The organism is Ensifer sp. EB106-03-01-XG145, from assembly GCF_058792075.1.
This window is the reverse complement of the sequence record NZ_JBYTEC010000001.1, coordinates 1,516,461-1,534,024: the sequence shown is the minus strand read 5'-3', so window position 1 is coordinate 1,534,024 and position 17,564 is coordinate 1,516,461. Positions and strand designations below refer to the sequence as shown.

At 62.0% G+C, this 17,564-nt stretch carries 18 protein-coding genes; 5 read left to right on the top strand and 13 right to left on the bottom strand.

From position 1 onward, the window contains the following. Positions 1 to 6: 6 nt before the first annotated feature. The 8 genes from AC3WWH_RS07530 to AC3WWH_RS07495 form a co-directional block, all read right to left on the bottom strand. On the bottom strand, positions 7 to 1,377 hold the full coding sequence (locus AC3WWH_RS07530; RefSeq protein ID WP_058320575.1) for a pyruvate dehydrogenase complex E1 component subunit beta: 1,371 nt from the start codon (positions 1,375 to 1,377) through the stop codon (positions 7 to 9). Positions 1,378 to 1,394: 17 nt separating this feature from the next. Beyond that, a complete protein-coding gene (gene pdhA / locus AC3WWH_RS07525) occupies positions 1,395 to 2,441 on the bottom strand; it encodes a pyruvate dehydrogenase (acetyl-transferring) E1 component subunit alpha (RefSeq protein WP_057255657.1) in 1,047 nt (348 codons plus the stop codon). 136 nt (positions 2,442 to 2,577) lie between these two features. Then, positions 2,578 to 2,898: an FtsB family cell division protein gene (locus AC3WWH_RS07520; RefSeq protein WP_057255656.1), complete on the bottom strand. Its 321-nt coding sequence runs from the start codon at positions 2,896 to 2,898 to the stop codon at positions 2,578 to 2,580. Positions 2,899 to 3,071: 173 nt separating this feature from the next. Then, positions 3,072 to 4,346 (bottom strand): phosphopyruvate hydratase, encoded by a 1,275-nt coding sequence (gene eno / locus AC3WWH_RS07515; RefSeq protein ID WP_057255655.1) that lies wholly within the window; start codon positions 4,344 to 4,346, stop codon positions 3,072 to 3,074. Positions 4,347 to 4,485: 139 nt separating this feature from the next. Continuing rightward, positions 4,486 to 5,328 (bottom strand): 3-deoxy-8-phosphooctulonate synthase, encoded by an 843-nt coding sequence (kdsA, locus tag AC3WWH_RS07510; RefSeq protein WP_197417232.1) that lies wholly within the window; start codon positions 5,326 to 5,328, stop codon positions 4,486 to 4,488. Beyond that, on the bottom strand, positions 5,328 to 6,218 hold the full coding sequence (locus AC3WWH_RS07505) for a VOC family protein (protein WP_058320573.1): 891 nt from the start codon (positions 6,216 to 6,218) through the stop codon (positions 5,328 to 5,330). The genes kdsA and AC3WWH_RS07505 overlap by 1 nt, the downstream gene beginning before the upstream one ends. 547 nt (positions 6,219 to 6,765) lie before the next feature. After that, the gene (locus AC3WWH_RS07500) at positions 6,766 to 6,966 is read right to left on the bottom strand and encodes a hypothetical protein (protein ID WP_197417231.1); all 201 of its coding nucleotides are present in this window, start codon (positions 6,964 to 6,966) and stop codon (positions 6,766 to 6,768) included. After that, entirely contained in the window at positions 6,960 to 7,571 is a 612-nt protein-coding gene (locus AC3WWH_RS07495; RefSeq protein WP_197417230.1) for a class I SAM-dependent methyltransferase, read from the bottom strand. The genes AC3WWH_RS07500 and AC3WWH_RS07495 overlap by 7 nt, the downstream gene beginning before the upstream one ends. 540 nt (positions 7,572 to 8,111) lie before the next feature. Here AC3WWH_RS07495 and AC3WWH_RS07490 point away from each other — a divergent pair. The 5 genes from AC3WWH_RS07490 to AC3WWH_RS07470 all read left to right on the top strand — a co-directional run bounded on the left by AC3WWH_RS07490 (position 8,112) and on the right by AC3WWH_RS07470 (position 12,165). Beyond that, entirely contained in the window at positions 8,112 to 8,759 is a 648-nt protein-coding gene (locus tag AC3WWH_RS07490) for a lysophospholipid acyltransferase family protein (protein ID WP_373419809.1), read from the top strand. Continuing rightward, a complete protein-coding gene (locus AC3WWH_RS07485) occupies positions 8,756 to 9,706 on the top strand; it encodes a phosphatidate cytidylyltransferase (RefSeq protein WP_058320572.1) in 951 nt (316 codons plus the stop codon). The genes AC3WWH_RS07490 and AC3WWH_RS07485 overlap by 4 nt, the downstream gene beginning before the upstream one ends. Next, the gene (locus tag AC3WWH_RS07480; protein WP_057255650.1) at positions 9,703 to 10,101 is read left to right on the top strand and encodes a hypothetical protein; all 399 of its coding nucleotides are present in this window, start codon (positions 9,703 to 9,705) and stop codon (positions 10,099 to 10,101) included. Before AC3WWH_RS07485 ends, AC3WWH_RS07480 begins: the two co-directional genes overlap by 4 nt. Beyond that, positions 10,091 to 10,741 carry a CDP-alcohol phosphatidyltransferase family protein gene (locus AC3WWH_RS07475; protein ID WP_058320571.1) on the top strand — a complete coding sequence of 217 codons (651 nt, stop codon included), beginning with the start codon at positions 10,091 to 10,093 and terminating at the stop codon, positions 10,739 to 10,741. Before AC3WWH_RS07480 ends, AC3WWH_RS07475 begins: the two co-directional genes overlap by 11 nt. Positions 10,742 to 10,977: 236 nt before the next feature. Continuing rightward, positions 10,978 to 12,165, top strand: a complete 1,188-nt coding sequence (locus tag AC3WWH_RS07470) for a DUF418 domain-containing protein (protein ID WP_058320570.1) — start codon at positions 10,978 to 10,980, stop codon at positions 12,163 to 12,165. A gap of 98 nt (positions 12,166 to 12,263) precedes the next feature. On the opposite strand, the gene pyrG is transcribed toward AC3WWH_RS07470, so the two are convergent. From pyrG to AC3WWH_RS07445, 5 genes are all read right to left on the bottom strand, one after another. Then, complete coding sequence (gene pyrG, locus AC3WWH_RS07465; protein WP_082616291.1) at positions 12,264 to 13,901, bottom strand: CTP synthase; 1,638 nt, start codon at positions 13,899 to 13,901, stop codon at positions 12,264 to 12,266. A 138-nt stretch (positions 13,902 to 14,039) separates the two neighbouring features. Then, the gene (secG, locus tag AC3WWH_RS07460; protein ID WP_057255646.1) at positions 14,040 to 14,534 is read right to left on the bottom strand and encodes a preprotein translocase subunit SecG; all 495 of its coding nucleotides are present in this window, start codon (positions 14,532 to 14,534) and stop codon (positions 14,040 to 14,042) included. Positions 14,535 to 14,664: 130 nt separating this feature from the next. Then, entirely contained in the window at positions 14,665 to 15,435 is a 771-nt protein-coding gene (tpiA, locus tag AC3WWH_RS07455; RefSeq protein WP_057255645.1) for a triose-phosphate isomerase, read from the bottom strand. Between the two features lie 121 nt (positions 15,436 to 15,556). Further along, positions 15,557 to 16,891 carry a bifunctional class I SAM-dependent methyltransferase/GNAT family N-acetyltransferase gene (locus AC3WWH_RS07450; RefSeq protein WP_063891420.1) on the bottom strand — a complete coding sequence of 445 codons (1,335 nt, stop codon included), beginning with the start codon at positions 16,889 to 16,891 and terminating at the stop codon, positions 15,557 to 15,559. Between the two features lie 59 nt (positions 16,892 to 16,950). Beyond that, positions 16,951 to 17,436, bottom strand: a complete 486-nt coding sequence (locus AC3WWH_RS07445; protein WP_058320569.1) for a GNAT family N-acetyltransferase — start codon at positions 17,434 to 17,436, stop codon at positions 16,951 to 16,953. Between the last annotated feature and the right edge of the window lie 128 nt (positions 17,437 to 17,564).

Here is a 17,564-nt window from a genome sequence, read left to right as displayed (position 1 = left end):
CTCCCCTTATTTGTAGCAAACGGCTTTCACCGCATCGACGACTTCAGCAACGTTCGGAAGCGCGAGCTTCTCGAGGTTCGCGGCGTAAGGCATCGGCACATCCTTGCCGGCGATCGTCAGGATCGGGGCGTCAAGGTAATCGAATGCCTGCTGCATGACGCGGGTCGCGATCTCGGTACCGACGGACGACTGCGGGTAGCCTTCTTCGACGGTGACGAGGCGACCGGTCTTCTTGACCGATTCGATGACCGTCGGCAGGTCCATCGGACGGATGGTACGCAGGTCGATAAGCTCGACGTCGATGCCCTGGACTTCGAGTTCAGCAACCGCCTTGACCGCATAGGTCATACCGATGCCGAAGGAGACGATAGTTGCGTCCTTGCCGACCTTGTGGATGCGGGCTTTGCCGATCGGCAGCACGAAATCGTCAAGCTTCGGCACTTCAAAGGAGTGACCGTAGAGGATTTCGTTTTCGAGGAAGATGACCGGGTTCGGGTCGCGGATCGCGGCCTTCAGCAGCCCCTTGGCGTCGGCTGCCGTATAGGGCATGACGACCTTGAGGCCGGGGATATGGCTGTACCAGGCGGCATAGCACTGCGAGTGCTGGGCAGCCACGCGGGCAGCGGCACCGCTCGGGCCGCGGAAGACGATCGGCGCGCCCATCTGGCCGCCGGACATGTAGAGCGTCTTGGCAGCGGAGTTGATGATCTGGTCGATCGCCTGCATGGCGAAGTTGAAGGTCATGAACTCGACGATCGGGCGAAGGCCGGTCATGGCAGCGCCGACGCCGACACCGGCAAAGCCGTGCTCGGTGATCGGGGTGTCGATGACGCGACGCGAACCGAATTCCTGCAACAGGCCTTGGGTGATCTTGTAGGCGCCCTGGTACTCGGCGACTTCTTCGCCCATGACGAAAACGTCGTCGCTCAAGCGCATTTCTTCGGCCATGGCGTCGCGAAGCGCTTCGCGAACGGTCATCGTCACCATTTCGGTGCCGGCCGGGATTGCCGGATCGGCGGCAACTTCAACCTTCGGCTGGGCTGCAACCGGAGCCGGCGCGGACGCAGCCGGAGCCTCAGTGGCTGCCGCCTTCGGCGCTTCGGCCTTCGGAGCGGCGATATCGCCTGCCGCTTCGCCGTCCTGCAGCAACACGGCGATCGGCGTGTTGACCTTGACGCCCTCGGTGCCGGCGGCAATCAACAGCTTGCCGATCGTGCCTTCGTCGACGGCTTCGACTTCCATCGTCGCCTTGTCCGTCTCGATTTCGGCGATGACGTCGCCGGAGGACACCTTGTCCCCCTCGTTCTTCAGCCATTTCGAGAGCGTGCCTTCCTCCATCGTCGGGGAAAGGGCGGGCATAAGAATTTCTACTGGCATGTTTGTCCCTCCCCGGATCAAAGCAGGATGTCGGTGTAGAGCTCGGATGCATCCGGCTCCGGATCGGCCTGGGCGAAATCGGCGCTGTCAGCAACGATATCGCGGACATCCTTGTCGATCTGCTTCAGCTCGTCTTCGCTCGCCCAGCCCTTTTCGGTCAGACGGGCTTTCACCTGCTCAATCGGGTCGTGTTCCGACCGCATCTTCTGCACTTCGTCCTTCGAGCGGTATTTCGCCGGGTCGGACATGGAGTGACCACGATAACGGTAGGTCTGCATTTCGAGGATGATCGGGCCCTTGCCGGAACGGCAATACTCGACTGCCTCGTCGGCGGCCGCCTTGACGGCGCGAACGTCCATGCCGTCGACCTGGAAGCCCGGAATGTTGAAGGAAACGCCGCGCTGCGAAAAGTCGGTCTGGGCCGAGGCGCGCGATACTGCCGTACCCATGGCGTAGCGGTTGTTCTCGATCACGTAGATCACCGGCAGCTTCCACAGCTGCGCCATGTTGAAGCTTTCGTAGACCTGACCCTGGTTGGCAGCGCCGTCACCGAAATAGGCGACGCTGACATTGTCGTTGCCGCGATAGCGGTTTGCGAATGCAAGGCCGGTACCAAGCGAAACCTGGGCGCCGACGATGCCGTGACCGCCGTAGAAGTGCTTTTCCTTGGAGAACATGTGCATCGAGCCGCCCTTCCCCTTGGAAAGACCGCTGCGACGACCGGTAAGTTCGGCCATGACGCCACGAGCGCTCATGCCGCAGGCCAGCATGTGGCCATGGTCACGATAGGCGGTGATAACCTGATCACCGTCTTTCAGTGCCATCTGCATGCCGACGACAACAGCCTCCTGGCCGATGTAGAGGTGACAGAAGCCGCCGATGAAACCCATGCCATAGAGCTGGCCGGCCTTTTCCTCGAAACGCCGGATGAGCAGCATTTCGCGGTAAGCCTTCAGGTCATCTTCTTTGGTGAAATCGGCGATGGTGCCGCCGTTGAAGTCCTTCTTGGCCGGCTTTGCGGCGGCCTTACGGCTGGAGACGGACGCGGTTTTTCGCGGAGCCATTCATTCCTCCCAATGGTTAGCCTTTGGCGGTTACCATAGGGAAAGAAAAGCGCCACAGCAATGCCATATTTGCATGGCTCGCATTCCACGCAAACAATTGAATTTGCTTCACAAATTTCAATTAACTGAATTCAAGTTAATTTTCGGGGCGGTGAAAAATAACGATCTCGTCACTTCGCGACATGTTCAGCGCGAGGCGAGCTTTTTCATCCAGCATGTCCCGTTCCAGCGACCCATCACTCATCAGTTGGACCTCTTTTTCAAGGATCATCCGCTGCTTCGTGAGCTTATCCAGCCGCGCCTGCCGCTCGACGATCTGGCGATCGAATTGCTCCGTCGCCTTCAAGCCATAGCCGCCGTGGATGGAATGATAGCCGAAGTAAGAGAGAAAGGCGACCGCGATCAACGGCATAACCAGCCGGCCCAGTTTCCGTTTCTTATGATGCCGTGTCCACATCCATTCACGCCCTGATACGCATTACGGAAATGAGACTAGCGTCGATTGATTAACCGACCGTTGACCATGAATGGCAGGAAAACAGAAACCCGCCCACGTGGGAACGTGGGCGGGATTCGTTTGTCAGCTACAGCGACCTTTGCGCGTCTGAAAAGACGCGCGGCGCTACAGGATCAGCCGCGCAGGATCGAACGGCCGGCGTACGTGGCCTGCAGGCCGAGCTGCTCTTCGATGCGGATCAGCTGGTTGTACTTGGCGAGCCGGTCCGAACGGGCGAGCGAACCGGTCTTGATCTGGCCGCAGTTGGTGGCAACCGCGAGATCGGCGATCGTGGCGTCTTCGGTTTCGCCCGAGCGGTGCGACATGACGGCGGTGTAGCGCGCCTTGTGCGCGGTCTCGACGGCGTCGAGTGTCTCCGAAAGCGAGCCGATCTGGTTGACCTTGACGAGGATCGAGTTGGCGACTCCCATCTTGATGCCGTCGCGCAGGCGCGCCGAGTTGGTGACAAACAGGTCGTCGCCGACGAGCTGGCACTTGTTGCCGATGAGGTCGGTCACGGCCTTCCAGCCGTCCCAGTCGTCTTCCGCCATGCCGTCTTCGATCGAGAAGATCGGGTACTTGGCAGCGAGTTCCGCCAGGTATTCAGCCATTGCGCCCGGCTCCAGTGTGCGGCCTTCGCCTTCGAGCACGTACTTGCCGTCCTTGAAGAATTCGGTCGCAGCGCAATCAAGCGCGACGAACATGTCTTCGCCCGGCTTGTAGCCGGCCTTCTCGATCGACTTCATGATGAAGTCGAGCGCTGCCGGAGCGGAAGCGAGGCCCGGAGCGAAGCCGCCTTCGTCACCGACATTGGTGTTGTGGCCGTCGGCTGCAAGCTGCTTCTTCAGCGTGTGGAATACTTCCGAGCCCATGCGGACCGCATCGCGCATCGTATCTGCGCCAACAGGAACGATCATGAATTCCTGGAAGTCGATCGGATTGTCGGCATGGGCGCCGCCGTTGATGATGTTCATCATCGGAACCGGAAGCACGTGGGCGTTCGGGCCGCCGACGTAACGGTAGAGCGGCAGGCCGGCCGCTTCGGCGGCAGCCTTGGCGACGGCCAGCGACACGCCGAGGATGGCGTTGGCGCCGAGGCGCGACTTGTTCGACGTGCCGTCGAGTTCGATCATGGTCTTGTCGATCTGGATCTGGTTCTCGGCATCGAGACCGCCGATCGCCTCGAAGATCTCGCCATTGACGGCTTCGACGGCGCGCTCGACGCCCTTGCCGAGGTAACGCGTACCACCATCGCGCAGCTCGACAGCCTCATGCGCACCGGTCGAGGCGCCCGACGGGACCGCCGCACGGCCGAAGCTTCCGTCTTCCAGGTACACGTCGACCTCGACGGTCGGGTTGCCGCGGCTGTCCAGAATTTCTCGGCCGATGATGTCGATGATTGCAGTCATGATCTCTTCCCTGCTTGAGGACGGTGGAATGGTCGGGGCCTGTCATACGCCAAGGCCTCGAAATTTCAATGGCGCGCAAGATGCAAAACCGTTCGCGCCATTGCGGTTCATGAAAATTTCACGAAGCGCCGCTGATGGCTCAGCTCTTGGCGATCGCGTCGAAGGCGAGCAGCTTTTCGAGCAGCCGCGGCATGTCTTTCAGGTGCACCATGTTCGGGCCGTCCGACGGCGCGTTGTCCGGATCTTCGTGCGTCTCGACGAACACACCGGCGACACCGACCGCGACGGCGGCGCGCGCCAAGGTCTCGACGAATTCACGCTGGCCGCCCGAAGAGCCGCCCTGCCCGCCCGGCTGCTGCACGGAATGGGTCGCATCGAAAACGACGGGTGCGCCGAGCGAAGCCATGATCGGCAGCGAGCGCATGTCGGACACGAGCGTGTTGTAGCCGAAGGAGGCGCCGCGCTCGCAGAGCATGACATTCGGGTTGCCGCTCTCGGTGAATTTCGCCAGTACGTTCTTCATGTCCCAAGGGGCGAGGAACTGGCCCTTCTTGACGTTGATTGCCCGGCCAGTCTTGGCGGCCGCGACCAAGAGGTCCGTCTGGCGCGACAGGAATGCGGGGATCTGCAGGATGTCGACCGTCTCGGCGACGAGAGCGCACTGCTCTTCGGTGTGCACGTCGGTCAGGACCGGAAAGCCGAACTCCTTCTTGAGGTCGGCAAAGATTTCCATCGCCTTATCCAGGCCGATGCCGCGCTTGCCGGAGAGCGATGTGCGGTTCGCCTTGTCGAAGGAGGACTTGTAGACGAGGCCGAGATCGAGCTTCTTGCAGAGTTCCGAGAGCGCGCCCGCCATCATGAAGGCGTGCTCGCGGCTCTCCATCTGGCAGGGGCCGGCGATCAGCGACAGCTTCTCGGTTTGCGCGAAGGCGACCTCATGGCCGCCGTTGCCGACTACTACTCTGGCATTGGTTTTCATCATCAAGCTCCAAAAGCAAAGATCACCCCTTGCCCCGGCATTTCGGGAACAATGAGGCGCCCGCCCATTTCTGCAAATTCGATATCGTTCTCAGCAAACAGTGCACGCGTCGCCTCGAGGTCGGCGACGCGGAAGACGATGGCGCGACCACGCAGGCCGCGCTCGGCACCCCGTACCGAACGGCCGAAGAAGGCTTCCATGCCGGCGGCGTTCAGCACCGAAATCTTGGCGTTGGTGGCCGACACATCCATGCCGAAGGAATGGGCTGCGACCTCGCGTTCATCGACCGCTTCCTGAAGTAGATACTGGAAATCGGTCGCGTTGGTCTCCGACAGAACCACCTCGGCAATCCCGATCACGCCGTTTTCATGCTGCTCCAGCGCGGCCCGATCGGTGGGCAGCGCCCGGACACGCTGACAGTTGAAGAGAAAGAGATCCGGCGAGCGCAGGTCTGCCGCGAAGGCAAGGCGGAAGGAACCCAATCCCTCACGGCCATCCGGCAGTTTCATCGGCCGCGAGAACTCCAGCATGTCGCCACCGGAAATGCCGCGCGCCCGAAAGCGGATGTGATCGCTCGCCGCATCCTCGGTGCCGAAGACCAGGGCCGAGAGACCTTCGGGGCCCTGGCGGAAGCGGAAGGCCTGGTCGCGGGCGACAAAGGCGTTGCCATCGAGCGCGGCGGCTTCGCATTCCTCGCGGGAAGCAACGGCGAGCGGCTCGAGATAAGTGCCATCGGAAAAGAACACGCAGGCGTTTTCGGTACCGAAGGGGTGGCGGGCATCCTCAGCGACCGTGAAGCCGAGATTAGACAGGCGGCGCCGTGCCTGCGTAAGCGTATCCACCGGCAGCACGAGGTGATCGAGCGGGCGGGTGGTTCGCTTGGAGAGGCTCATGGCGTTTTCCCTGATGGTTCGCCGCTGTTTGCAACTTTTGGCCAGCGAATGCAAGCCGGCTTGCGGCCACAGAGCCGATTGGCCGCTTGAGCCCAAACAAAGGCCGCAAACAGGAACGCTCCGCGCCGGGCCGCGCCCGCCGCAGTGTCATGCTTGCCAGATGGTGCCGGGCTGCCAGGGTCTCAGTAGTAGCCCGGAGCCGCCGTGGCGTTGGCCGTATTTCCCGCCCCGAGACCGGGGGCGAAGATTTGGGGCTGCGCGTAGGTCGTATTGGTCGAGGACGTGGTGGCACAGCCCGCAAGCCCCAGCACGACCGCCAACGGTACGAACAACGAAGCGATGAAGCGCATATCTATTGACCCTTTCCAGTTTCGCTGACGAACAGAAAAGAATGAAACCGGTGATTTGGCGAGTACGTAACAGTAACGCGACGTAACAAGGCGGCAAAGGGGGCCGGTATCCGCAACCGCAGCGTCGTGTCGACCACCGCGGTTGTTCTCGTTCCGCCTATGCTTTTGGCCTGAACAGCACGTTCGGGCCAATCCCATCAAAGATGCAGATCGCTCTTAATGGCGCAGGTGGCAACAAAGGTCGGCACGAACCTGTCGATCAGGAAGCGTGGTACAGGTTGCCAGTCTTCGTGGAAGCCCGCCAGCACGAATCCGGCCCGTAATTGACCATCGATCTGTTCGGCCAGGCTATGCCCGAACACCAGCGCCTCGCCGCGTTCGATCTTGGATTTTACCACACCGCAGCGAGATGCTCAGCCTCGGCAAAGGGCAGCGCGTAGGCCGGGCGAATGAGGCCGTCTTCCGCATAGCTCGGATTCCGGTCGCCAACGAAAACCACCGGATTGAAGAAGCTGGCGAGCAGTCGTCCGCCGGCCTTGAGCACGCGATGGCATTCCTGCCAAACCGGCTGGATATCCGGAACGTAGAGATTCGATATCGGGTGAAAAACGATATCGAAGGTGTCATTCCGAAAAGCCGAGAGATCGCGCATGTCTCCCTGCACGGCCGTCAGCGACAGACCCTCGCGTGCGGCAACGAGCCGGTCCAGCGCGAGTTGCCCCTCGGAGATATCGAAGACGGTGACCTCGGCACCGGCGGCCGCCAGAATGGGCGCCTGCTGGCCGCCGGCCGAAGCCAGGCACAGGATCTTCTTGCCGCGAACGTCCGGCAGCCACCCCTTCGGCAGATCGCCGGGTGTCAGCCGCGCCTGCCAATGCCCCTCACGGGCCGCGGCGATCATTTCCGGCGTTACCGACCGCGACCACTCGCAGTGCTGACTTGCCTGCCTGTCCCAGGCCTGGCGGTTGTGATCGATGATATCGAGACTGGATTTATCTTGCATGTTCGGTCCCTGGAAACTTGTCCAAATGTGACCGCTCACGATGGAGAAGAGATCGCAGGCGAGGAATGCCTCGGCGTCTGTCCGTCAAGCGGGTCGAGCAATGCCATCGTCCATCCCCTTCGCAAGCGAAGTTGAGGCGAATTCGGTTTTCACCGGGCATTACTGGCGCATTGGACGACGCTGCTCCTGTTGCACCCGCAAGCTAGCGGCTGGGTTGCAGGCGGTCAATGTCGGCGACGACGACTTCGCAGTCGATGGCCGTGGCGTGGCGTCGCATCGGTTTGCGTTCGGTCGCCTCTCAGCGGGAGCGAATATCCAGGGCTCCTGGTCCGTTATCACGTTGCGTGTGATTTCAACCGCTTGAGAAGCGGGCGCAATCGCGTAAGGTTGGTCGATTGCAGCCTGGGGTTACGCCGGGCGCAGGCTGAGGGGGCAGCGCTTGATCTTATTGTTGCAAGGCATGGAACACATCTGGGCCCGACCGGCACGCTCTGCAAAGCGCGCTGGTACGACGGCCTGTTTATCTGGACATGAGCCCACATGATCCGCGATCTGACGGCCAAGCTGGCTTCCATCGCCATCATGATGTTTGCGCGCGCGCTGACTGCGGCGCGCGCCATCTGGCATGAGACCGGCCTCCCACCAAAGCAGAGTATCTATTTCGCCAATCACTCCAGCCATGGCGACTTCGTGCTGGTCTGGGCGGTGTTGCCACCCTGGCTTCGGGAACATGCGCGGCCGGTTGCCGGAGCGGAATACTGGCTGAAATCGAAGCTCTCGGCCTTCATCGGTCGCGACGTGTTCGACGCCGTATTGATCGAGCGCGACGCGACGGCCCGCACCCAGGATCCGGTCGAGCAGATGACAGCCATCCTCAATGACGGCTCGTCGCTGATTCTCTTTCCCGAGGGAACACGCAACCAGACCGAGGCGCGGCTCCTGCCTTTCAAGAGCGGGCTCTACCACCTCGCCTGCAAGCGGCCGGACGTGGCGCTCGTGCCCGTCTGGATCAACAATCTCAACCGCGTGATGCCGAAGGGGGAGTTCGTGCCGATCCCGCTGATTTGTACCGTAAGTTTCGGCGAACCGATGCGCCTCAAAGCGCAGGAGACCAAGGACGAGTTCATCGCCCGTGCCGAGGCCGCCCTGCTCTCGCTCGCCCCCTCTTCGACGGAAGACAATGCATGAGCGCGGCGAGCCTGGATATGCTCAAACTGCTTCTCGGCGTCGGCGGCATTCTCGTCCTGGCGTCGAGCATCGGCTACGTGCTCAAGCAGAAGCTTTCACCGGACGGATCGAACGGCGCGATCGAGAACCTCAACGCCCGCATCAAGGCGTGGTGGGCGATGGTGGTGTTGATTGCCATCGCCTTCGTTGCTGGTCGGGTCGGCGTGCTGCTGCTCTTTGCCTTTTGTTCTTTCGCGGCGCTGCGTGAATTCATCACGCTCATCAACACCCGCCGCGGTGACCACTGGGCGATCGCCGCGGCCTTCTTCGTCGTGCTGCCGATCAATTATTTCCTGCTTTGGGCCGAGCAGTACGGCATCTATTCGATCTTCGTGCCGGTCTATGCCTTTCTGCTGATGCCGATCATCGCGGTTCTGCACGGCGACACGCGCGACTTCCTGCTCAGGATCTCGGAGGTGCAATGGGCGCTGATGATCTGTGTCTTCTGCGCCTCGCATGTGCCGGCGCTGCTGACCCTGCAGATCCCGGGCTATGAGGGACGCAACGTTCTCTTGATCGCCTTCCTGGTCATCGTCGTCCAATCGAGCGACGTGCTGCAATATGTCTGGGGCAAGCTATTCGGCAGGACCAAGATCGCCCCAACGCTTTCGCCCTCGAAGACGGTCGAGGGTTTTGTCGGCGGGGTCGCAAGCGCCACCCTGATCGGCGCCTCGCTCTGGTGGATCACACCGTTCACGCCCGCCCAGGCGGCGTTGATGTCCTTAATCATCACCCTGATGGGCTTCTTCGGAGGGCTCGTCATGTCGGCGATCAAGCGGGACCGCGGCGTCAAGGACTGGGGCCATCTGATCGAGGGCCATGGCGGGTTGATCGACCGGCTGGATTCCGTCGTCTTCTCGGCGCCGATCTTCTTCCATCTGACGCGCTATTGGTGGTCGCTGACATGACCGCGAAGCTGAAGGGACTGGCGGGCAGCGGCGTCGTGCACGTGGCATTCGCTTTTTTCGCCATGGGCGGCTGGGCGCTTTTCGCCAACCGCCATCACCCGATGCCCAAGCCGCTTCTTGCCGCCGTCATCCAGGGTACGCTCTCGGCGCTTCTGACCCTTTACCTCAAGACAGCGGTCGACGCGCTTTCCCGGCGGTTCCGTGGAACCAAGCGATTGTTCCTGCCGCCGCTCCTCGCCTGTCTCGGCTCGTCGGCGGCGCTCGTGGCAATCCACACGATGAGCGGCACGCCGGAGGTCCTGAGGACGATCGCGTTGCCGCTCGCGGTGTCGACCACCTACGCCGCCATCTACAACTATTCCATCAACCGAGGAGAGCCCGGGCATGACCGGTGACCGCAGGCCGCTCGCAAGCCGCAACACCCGCTGGGCCCAGGCGATCGCCCGCCGCCTGGCATCGATGAATGTCACACCCAACCGAATCTCGCAGGCAAGCATGCTGGCCGCCGCCTTTGCCGGGCTGGCCTTCTGGCTGACGGGCGAAACCCAGGATGGCGTGAGGGTTACGCTGTTCATCGCTGCCGCCCTCTTCTGCCAGTTGCGCCTGCTCTGCAATCTCTTCGACGGCATGGTCGCCGTCGAGGGCGGCAAGGGCGAAGCCGACGGTCCGTTCTGGAATGAGTTTCCGGATCGGGTCGCGGATGTCTTCATCTTCGTCGGCGCCGGATACGGGATTGGCGCCCCCGCCCTCGGTTTTGCCGCAGCCGCCTTCGCCGTGCTGACCGCCTATGTACGCGAACTCGGCCGCGCCAATGGCGCCCCGAGCGACTTCTCCGGCCCCATGGCCAAACAGCACCGCATGGCGACAATCACGCTGGCTGCGGTCCTCTCGGCCTTTGAAGGTCTTTGGCTCGGCGACGGTGAAATCCTCTGGGCGGCGCTGCTGTTGATCTCGATCGGCGCGGCCTTAACCGCCCTCGTGCGTGCCCGCCGCCAGATCGCCTGGCTCCGGCACAACGCCACCCCGAAAGGCTGATCGTTCCTTACCGCTACAACTGAACGACGCCCGCGCGATAACCCGCAGGCGCCCCTTGACGTTTCGTTGCATTAATTATTAGATTGATTAGTCGATTTATTAAACTTGAACACTCGACGGGGCGGAGCGGCGTTGCCTGCACCCACTGGCGATCGAGAGGTTCATTTGTCGCAAAAGACTTCTGTTTCAATCGGCTACGGCGCGATCCTCCACGCCTTCCGCTACGGAGAACACGAATGACCAACCCCGACCGCATCGACGATGTCGACGCACTTCGCGGCTTTGCACTGCTCGGAATCCTTCTCGTCAACACCATGGCCTTCGCCTCCGCCTTCTACGGACTGGAACTCGCGGACCCCGCCTTCACCGGCATTGCCGATCGCACCGTGCATCTTGTGATCGCGCTGTTCTTCGAGATGAAGTTCTACCTGCTGTTCTCATTTCTATTCGGCTACAGCTTCACCCTGCAGATGCGCTCGGCGGAAAAATCCGGCGAGGCCTTCGTGCCGCGGCTCTTGCGTCGGCAGGCCGGCCTCTGGCTGATCGGTGTCGCCCATGCGGTTCTGCTCTTCCATGGCGATATTCTCACCACCTATGCCGTGCTCGGCATTGTCCTCCTGATGCTGCGAAACCGCAGCGACGGTGCCCTCTTCCGCCTGGCGAAATGGCTGGTGATTCTCGTCGCCGTCGCATGGGGCGCACTCGGGATTGTTGCCACCCTGGAACCAACGCCGCTTGATCGGCCTGGCATCCTTGCCGCCGCCAAGGCAACCGAACTTGCCTTCCGAGGCGACTGGCAGGCAATCATCAGCCAACACTTGACGGAGCTTTCGTCCGTCTGGGTGATCCTGGGTTTGCTGCAGGCGCCCTCGGCACTCGCGATGTTCGTACTCGGGCTCATCGCCGGCCGTCACAAGACGCTGGCGCGGCCGGAAGAAAACAAGGCGTTGTTCCAACGCCTGCTGCGCGCCGGCCTGTGGATCGGCCTGCCCGGCGCCATCGTCTATGCCTATGCCAGCGTCGAGATGATCGATTCGCCTGTCGCCATCATCGGGCTCTCGATCGGGCTGATTACCGGGCCGTTCCTGACGGGTGCCTATGTCGGCGGCGTGATGCTGTTCCTCGGAACGAAGGCCGGGCAGCGGTTGCGCAACTTACTGGCGCCTGCCGGCCGCATGGCGCTCTCCAACTACCTCGCGCAATCATTGATCGCCGCTCTGATCTTCCATGGCTACGGCCTTGGCCTCATCGGCCAGGCCACACCACTGACAACCGTGCTGATCGCCCTTGGTATCTACACGGCGCAGCTTTTCATCAGCCGCTGGTGGATGGCCCGTTTCGCCTACGGCCCGCTCGAATGGGTCTTGCGCTTCATCACCATCTGGCGGGCGCCGCAATGGCGCAAACCGGTCGGGGCGCGCTGACAACACCTCCGACTGACCGCGGGAGCAGTTCCGCACACCAGCGCGCATGAAAAAGGCCGGTCGCGAGACCGGCCTTTCCTGATCGATGCAAGCCCGGCTTAGACGAGACGAGACTGCTCCAGCGCCGCTTCGACGAAGCTCGCAAACAGCGGATGCGGATCAAGCGGGCGCGACTTCAGTTCCGGATGGTACTGAACGCCGATGAACCACGGATGATCCGGATATTCGACCGTTTCCGGCAGCACGCCGTCCGGCGACATCCCGGAGAAGACAAGGCCGCAAGCCTCAAGGCGATCCTTGTAGTCGACATTGACTTCGTAGCGGTGGCGGTGGCGCTCGGAAATATCGGTCGAACCATAGATCTCGGCGATCTTGGTGCTGCCCTTGAGCGACGCGCGGTAGGCGCCGAGGCGCATGGTGCCGCCGAGATTGCCGGAGGCCGAACGCTTCTCGAGCTCGTTGCCCTTCACCCACTCGGTCATCAGGCCGACGACCGGCTCCTTCGTCGGACCGAATTCGGTCGAGGAGGCCTTCTCGATGCCTGCGAGATTGCGTGCCGCTTCCACGACCGCCATCTGCATGCCGAAGCAGATGCCGAAATAGGGCACCTTGCGCTCGCGGGCAAAACGCGCCGCATTGATCTTGCCCTCGGAGCCGCGTTCACCGAAGCCGCCGGGAACGAGGATGCCGTGTACCTTCTCGAGATAGGGTGCCGGGTCTTCCTTCTCGAAGACTTCCGATTCGATCCACTCAAGCTTGACCTTCACCCGGTTGGCGATACCACCGTGATACAGCGCTTCGATCAGCGACTTGTAGGCGTCCTTGAGGCCGGTGTACTTGCCGACGATCGCGATCGTGACTTCGCCTTCCGGCGTGCGGATACGATCGGCAACGCGCTCCCAGGCTTCCATGCGCGGCTTCGGCGCCGGCTCGATGCCGAAGGCGGCCAGCACTTCGTTGTCGAGGCCTTCCTTGTGGTAGGCGATCGGAACGTCGTAGATCGAGGCAACGTCGAGCGCCTGGATAACGGCCGACTGGCGGACGTTGCAGAACAGCGAGAGCTTGCGACGCTCGGCTTCCGGAATTTCACGGTCGGCACGAACGAGCAGGATATCGGGATGAATGCCGAGCGCCTGCAGTTCCTTGACCGAATGCTGCGTCGGCTTGGTCTTCAGCTCGCCGGCCGCCGGAATATACGGCATCAGCGTCAGATGGACGTAGACGGCGGTGCCACGCGGCAGATCGTTGCCGAGCTGGCGGATCGCCTCCATGAACGGCATCGCTTCGATGTCGCCGACCGTGCCGCCGATTTCGCAGAGCACGAAATCATAGTCGTCGTTGCCTTCGGTAACGAAGTTCTTGATCTCGTTGGTAACGTGCGGGATCACCTGAACGGTTGCGCCGAGATAGTCGCCGCGCCGTTCCTTGTCGATGATGTTCTTGTAGATCCGGCCGGTGGTGATGTTGTCGGTCTTCGTCGCCGAACGCCCTGTGAAGCGTTCATAGTGGCCGAGATCGAGATCGGTCTCCGCGCCATCATCGGTTACGAAAACCTCACCGTGCTGGGTCGGGCTCATGGTGCCCGGATCAACGTTGAGGTAGGGGTCGAGCTTGCGCAGTCTCACCCGGTAGCCACGCGCCTGCAGCAGTGCTCCGAGAGCCGCTGCAGCGATGCCTTTTCCGAGGGAGGAAACCACGCCGCCTGTGATGAATACATATCGCGCCATGGGAGTCACCGGATACCTTTTAACAAATGATTCCGCCACCGAAAAATTCATGTTCCAGAACTTTTCGTCTTGGGATGGAGGCAGACTTCACACAAAACAAAACCGGCGGATGAAACATCCGCCGGCGGGTTCTTCTGAATTGCGGCCTTATTGGCCGCTGGGAACTTGCGATCCCGAATTGTTGTTGGCGGGCGTCTCAGTCGTTGTGCCGCCTGCCGGAGCTTCGCCCGATGTTGCCGGCGCCGTCGAAGGGACACCGTTGCCAGTCGCAGCGCCGTTACCGGTTGCCGGGGCCGTTCCCGGCTGCTGCTGCGTGGCGCCACCGGCCGGAGCCTGGGTGTTGCCGCCACCGAGCGAATCGAGAACGCCGCCGCCGTTCGAGCTGGTGCCCGGGATACGGTCGAGGATGTCGGTCGCCTGCGGCTGATAGCGAGCGAGGATGCCCATCGCGAGCGCCAGAACGAAGAAGAGCGCGGCGAGGATCGCCGTCGTGCGGGTCAGCGCGTTGGCCGTGCCGCGGGCGGACATGAAGCCCGAGCCGCCGCCGATGCCGAGACCACCGCCTTCGGAACGCTGAATGAGAACGACGCCGATCAGGGCGACGACCACCATGAGATAGATGACGAGTAGTACGGTCTGCATCAGCTTCCAGTCCTGCCCTTGGGGCACACGAATCAAACCCTGCGCAAACTCGGCCTGGCCGGGCGCAATTTTTCGCCTCTTTATACCAAGCCGTACGCCATTCCAAGCCCCAGCCCGGCAACCCGGGCGATCAGGCCGTCAATTCTTCATAAGCCCGGTAGATGGCGAGGAAGTCTTCGGCTTTCAAGCTCGCGCCGCCGATCAGTGCGCCGTCGACATTGGCGACGCCCATCAACTCCTTCGCATTGGAAGGCTTGACCGAGCCACCATAGAGGATACGCATCTTGGCTCCCGCGTCGGCAAAGCGCGAAACGAGTTCCTTGCGCATGAAGGCGTGCGCTTCCTCGACATCGGCTGCGGTCGGGGTCAGGCCCGTGCCGATCGCCCAGACGGGTTCGTAGGCGATGACGGTGTCTTCGGCGGTCGCCGCATCCGGCAAGCTCTCGGCGAGCTGGCGCCTCAGGACATCAAGGGTCTTGCCGGACTTGCGCTCGTCACCGGTTTCGCCGATGCAGACGATCGCCACGAGTTCGGCGGCGTGTGCGGCTTCCGTCTTCGCACGCACCAGCGCATCGCTTTCGGCATGATCGGTGCGGCGCTCGGAATGACCGACAATGACGTGGGTGCCGAAACAATCAGCGATCATTTCGGCGGAAACGTCGCCGGTGTGGGCGCCCGACTGCTTCTGATGGCAATCCTGCGCGCCGATCAGCAACGGGCTATCGTCGCAAAGCGCCGTCGCCACGTAGAGCAGGGTCGCAGGCGGGCAGATCAGCGTTTCGACCTTGGCGGAGAGTTCGCCCTTGACCCCTTCGGCCATCGCCTTGATCTGATCGAGCGAGGCGCGGGTTCCGTTCATCTTCCAGTTGCCGGCGACGAGCGGGCGGATATCGGGCGTCATGCAGTTTCCTCCGGATGCTTTTCTCCCGAAGCGGCCTAGCAAATGCGGCCGGCAAATAAAAGCGCTGACGGCGATTATTCCCGACGGCGGGGCTGGTTGCCTGCCCCGCCGCAAAGACACCTCATGCGGCGCGCGTCATCTCGACCACGGCAAACGGCAGCCCTTCGTCGTCGGTCGCCTTGCGTGCGGTTTCGACGAAACCGAGGCGGAGATAGAACGCGACCGCCGCCTGGTTGTCGGCATACACGCTTACATCCAGTCGCCCGAGCCGGGCGGTAGCATCCTCGACAAGCGCGCGACCGATACCGGCACCGCGAATGTCCGGATCCACGAACAGCCCGCCGATGAAATTCCCGATCAGCCCGATGAAGCCCACGACCTTCCCTTCGATTTCGGCGACCCAGTTGTCGGCCATCGGCAGGTAGGTGTCGCGCACCACCTGCTGCTGCTCGACAAGGCGCGTCTCGCCGAGAAACGGATGACCGAAGCGCGACGCCGCGAGCCAGATTGCCAACAGCCGCTCGCCCTCCTCGGGGCGCCAGGGCCGGATGGTGATGGGCTTGGCGCCAGCGACCGCCCGGCCCCTGCCCCCCGCTCCCTGCTTCCCTTGCGGCTGCAATGCCGCAATCGCATACATAAGCGGCAGGCTTGGCATGGTTGCAGGCGGCGCCATACGCCGGCCACCAAGGTCGCGCATGCCTTCGAAACCGATCCAGCCGTTGGAATAGGGATATTCCGTCAGACGCTCGATCCGGAGCCCGGCATCGATGAGCGCCTGGATCACATCCGCGATGCCCCAGTTGAACTCGAAGGATGGGTGGGGATTGCTGAAGCCCACCACACCCTCCTGGTAGCCCCCGGCCGCAAGACCGGCACCGGAATCCGCAACATAGTCGCCGACGCCCGCTTCGGCGACCGGCTCCTTCGGCGCGTAGTCATAGTGCGGCCTCCAGCTTGGGTCGAAGACCATCGTGAAGGGATGGAATTCTATGAAGGCGAAACGGCCGCCCGGTCTCAGCACGTCAGCTATGCCGCGTGCCCAGATGCCGAGGTCCGACAGCCAGCAGATGGTGCCGTAGGACGCAAAGACGCGATCGAACCGCCGTTCGTCTGCGCGGGCACGCTCGAACCATTCGAACAGGTCGGACCGTTCGAATCTGGCCGCGATCCTGCATTCTTCGGAAAGCCGCGTGGCGAAGGCGATCGCCTCATCCGAGATGTCGACGCCGGTCACATTCGCGCCGAGGCGCGCAAGGCTCAGGCTGTCCTGGCCGGAGTTGCATTGGAGATGGAGGAGGTCCAGCCCGGCGATATCACCGAGCAGTTCGATTTCCTCCGGATAGAGCGTGGAGCCCCCGGCACGGAAAAAGGCCGCCTGGTCGCCCTTATGGCTGTTGTGCGCGACTGTCGCCGCATTCCAGGAGAGGCGATTGGCCTCGTGTAGATCGTTACTCATAGTCTACTCATGAAAATCGTGCGGCAGACACGGAGCCAGGGCCCCATGCTGCGCTGTTTTTAGAATTTCAGCACGGCCTCGAGCTCGTCGTCATAGTGCTCGCCCGTCGGCTCAAAGCCGAGCTCTCGATAAAATCCTTCGGGACTGCCGGGACCCTGTCCGTAACTCGTGTAGAGTTCGCGAAGACCGCGCGCCTTCAAATCACGAACGACAAGGGCGATCGCCTGCTTGCCAAAGCCCCTGCCCTGGAACGGGCGGGCAATCATGAAGCGCCAGAGATAGACGCCGGGGCAATCGATACCGTCGTCCCAGTCGGATCCTTCATGCAGCATGATGAAGCCGACCAGCGTCTCTTCGGCATAAACAGCGCGGAACCAGGCATTCTCGGAAAAATGCGCCTCGGCAATCGAGGTGCCGTTGTCCGCCACCATGTTGCGCTGTTCGTCGCTTAGCGTTTCGCTGAGCTCGCAGACGTCGCAGACGGTCAGGGCTGAAATGCGCCGCAGGGTAATTTCGGCATCAGACGGCAATACGGTCTCACCCATTGGAAACTCCTAAGAAAAATCAAAATGTTAAAAAAGAGCCGGAACCAGAACGGTCGACTTCGGATCACCCGCTAAAGGGGCAAACGGCACGTATGATGAAATCATGGCGAGAAAACGCTTGACCGTTC

Bases quoted from the DNA above. Each gene is read 5' to 3' on its own strand.
- tpiA (WP_057255645.1), bottom strand. From the start codon at position 15,435: ATGACGCCCGATATCCGCCCGCTCGTCGCCGGCAACTGGAAGATGAAC.
- AC3WWH_RS07485 (WP_058320572.1), top strand. From the start codon at position 8,756: ATGAGCGCGGCGAGCCTGGATATGCTCAAACTGCTTCTCGGCGTCGGC.
- secG (WP_057255646.1), bottom strand. From the start codon at position 14,534: ATGCAGACCGTACTACTCGTCATCTATCTCATGGTGGTCGTCGCCCTG.
- AC3WWH_RS07490 (WP_373419809.1), top strand. From the start codon at position 8,112: ATGATCCGCGATCTGACGGCCAAGCTGGCTTCCATCGCCATCATGATG.
- pdhA (WP_057255657.1), bottom strand. From the start codon at position 2,441: ATGGCTCCGCGAAAAACCGCGTCCGTCTCCAGCCGTAAGGCCGCCGCA.
- kdsA (WP_197417232.1), bottom strand. From the start codon at position 5,328: ATGATGAAAACCAATGCCAGAGTAGTAGTCGGCAACGGCGGCCATGAG.
- AC3WWH_RS07530 (WP_058320575.1), bottom strand. From the start codon at position 1,377: ATGCCAGTAGAAATTCTTATGCCCGCCCTTTCCCCGACGATGGAGGAA.
- AC3WWH_RS07495 (WP_197417230.1), bottom strand. From the start codon at position 7,571: ATGCAAGATAAATCCAGTCTCGATATCATCGATCACAACCGCCAGGCC.
- AC3WWH_RS07450 (WP_063891420.1), bottom strand. From the start codon at position 16,891: ATGAGTAACGATCTACACGAGGCCAATCGCCTCTCCTGGAATGCGGCG.
- eno (WP_057255655.1), bottom strand. From the start codon at position 4,346: ATGACTGCAATCATCGACATCATCGGCCGAGAAATTCTGGACAGCCGC.
- AC3WWH_RS07480 (WP_057255650.1), top strand. From the start codon at position 9,703: ATGACCGCGAAGCTGAAGGGACTGGCGGGCAGCGGCGTCGTGCACGTG.
- AC3WWH_RS07445 (WP_058320569.1), bottom strand. From the start codon at position 17,436: ATGGGTGAGACCGTATTGCCGTCTGATGCCGAAATTACCCTGCGGCGC.
- AC3WWH_RS07475 (WP_058320571.1), top strand. From the start codon at position 10,091: ATGACCGGTGACCGCAGGCCGCTCGCAAGCCGCAACACCCGCTGGGCC.
- AC3WWH_RS07520 (WP_057255656.1), bottom strand. From the start codon at position 2,898: ATGTGGACACGGCATCATAAGAAACGGAAACTGGGCCGGCTGGTTATG.
- AC3WWH_RS07505 (WP_058320573.1), bottom strand. From the start codon at position 6,218: ATGAGCCTCTCCAAGCGAACCACCCGCCCGCTCGATCACCTCGTGCTG.
- AC3WWH_RS07470 (WP_058320570.1), top strand. From the start codon at position 10,978: ATGACCAACCCCGACCGCATCGACGATGTCGACGCACTTCGCGGCTTT.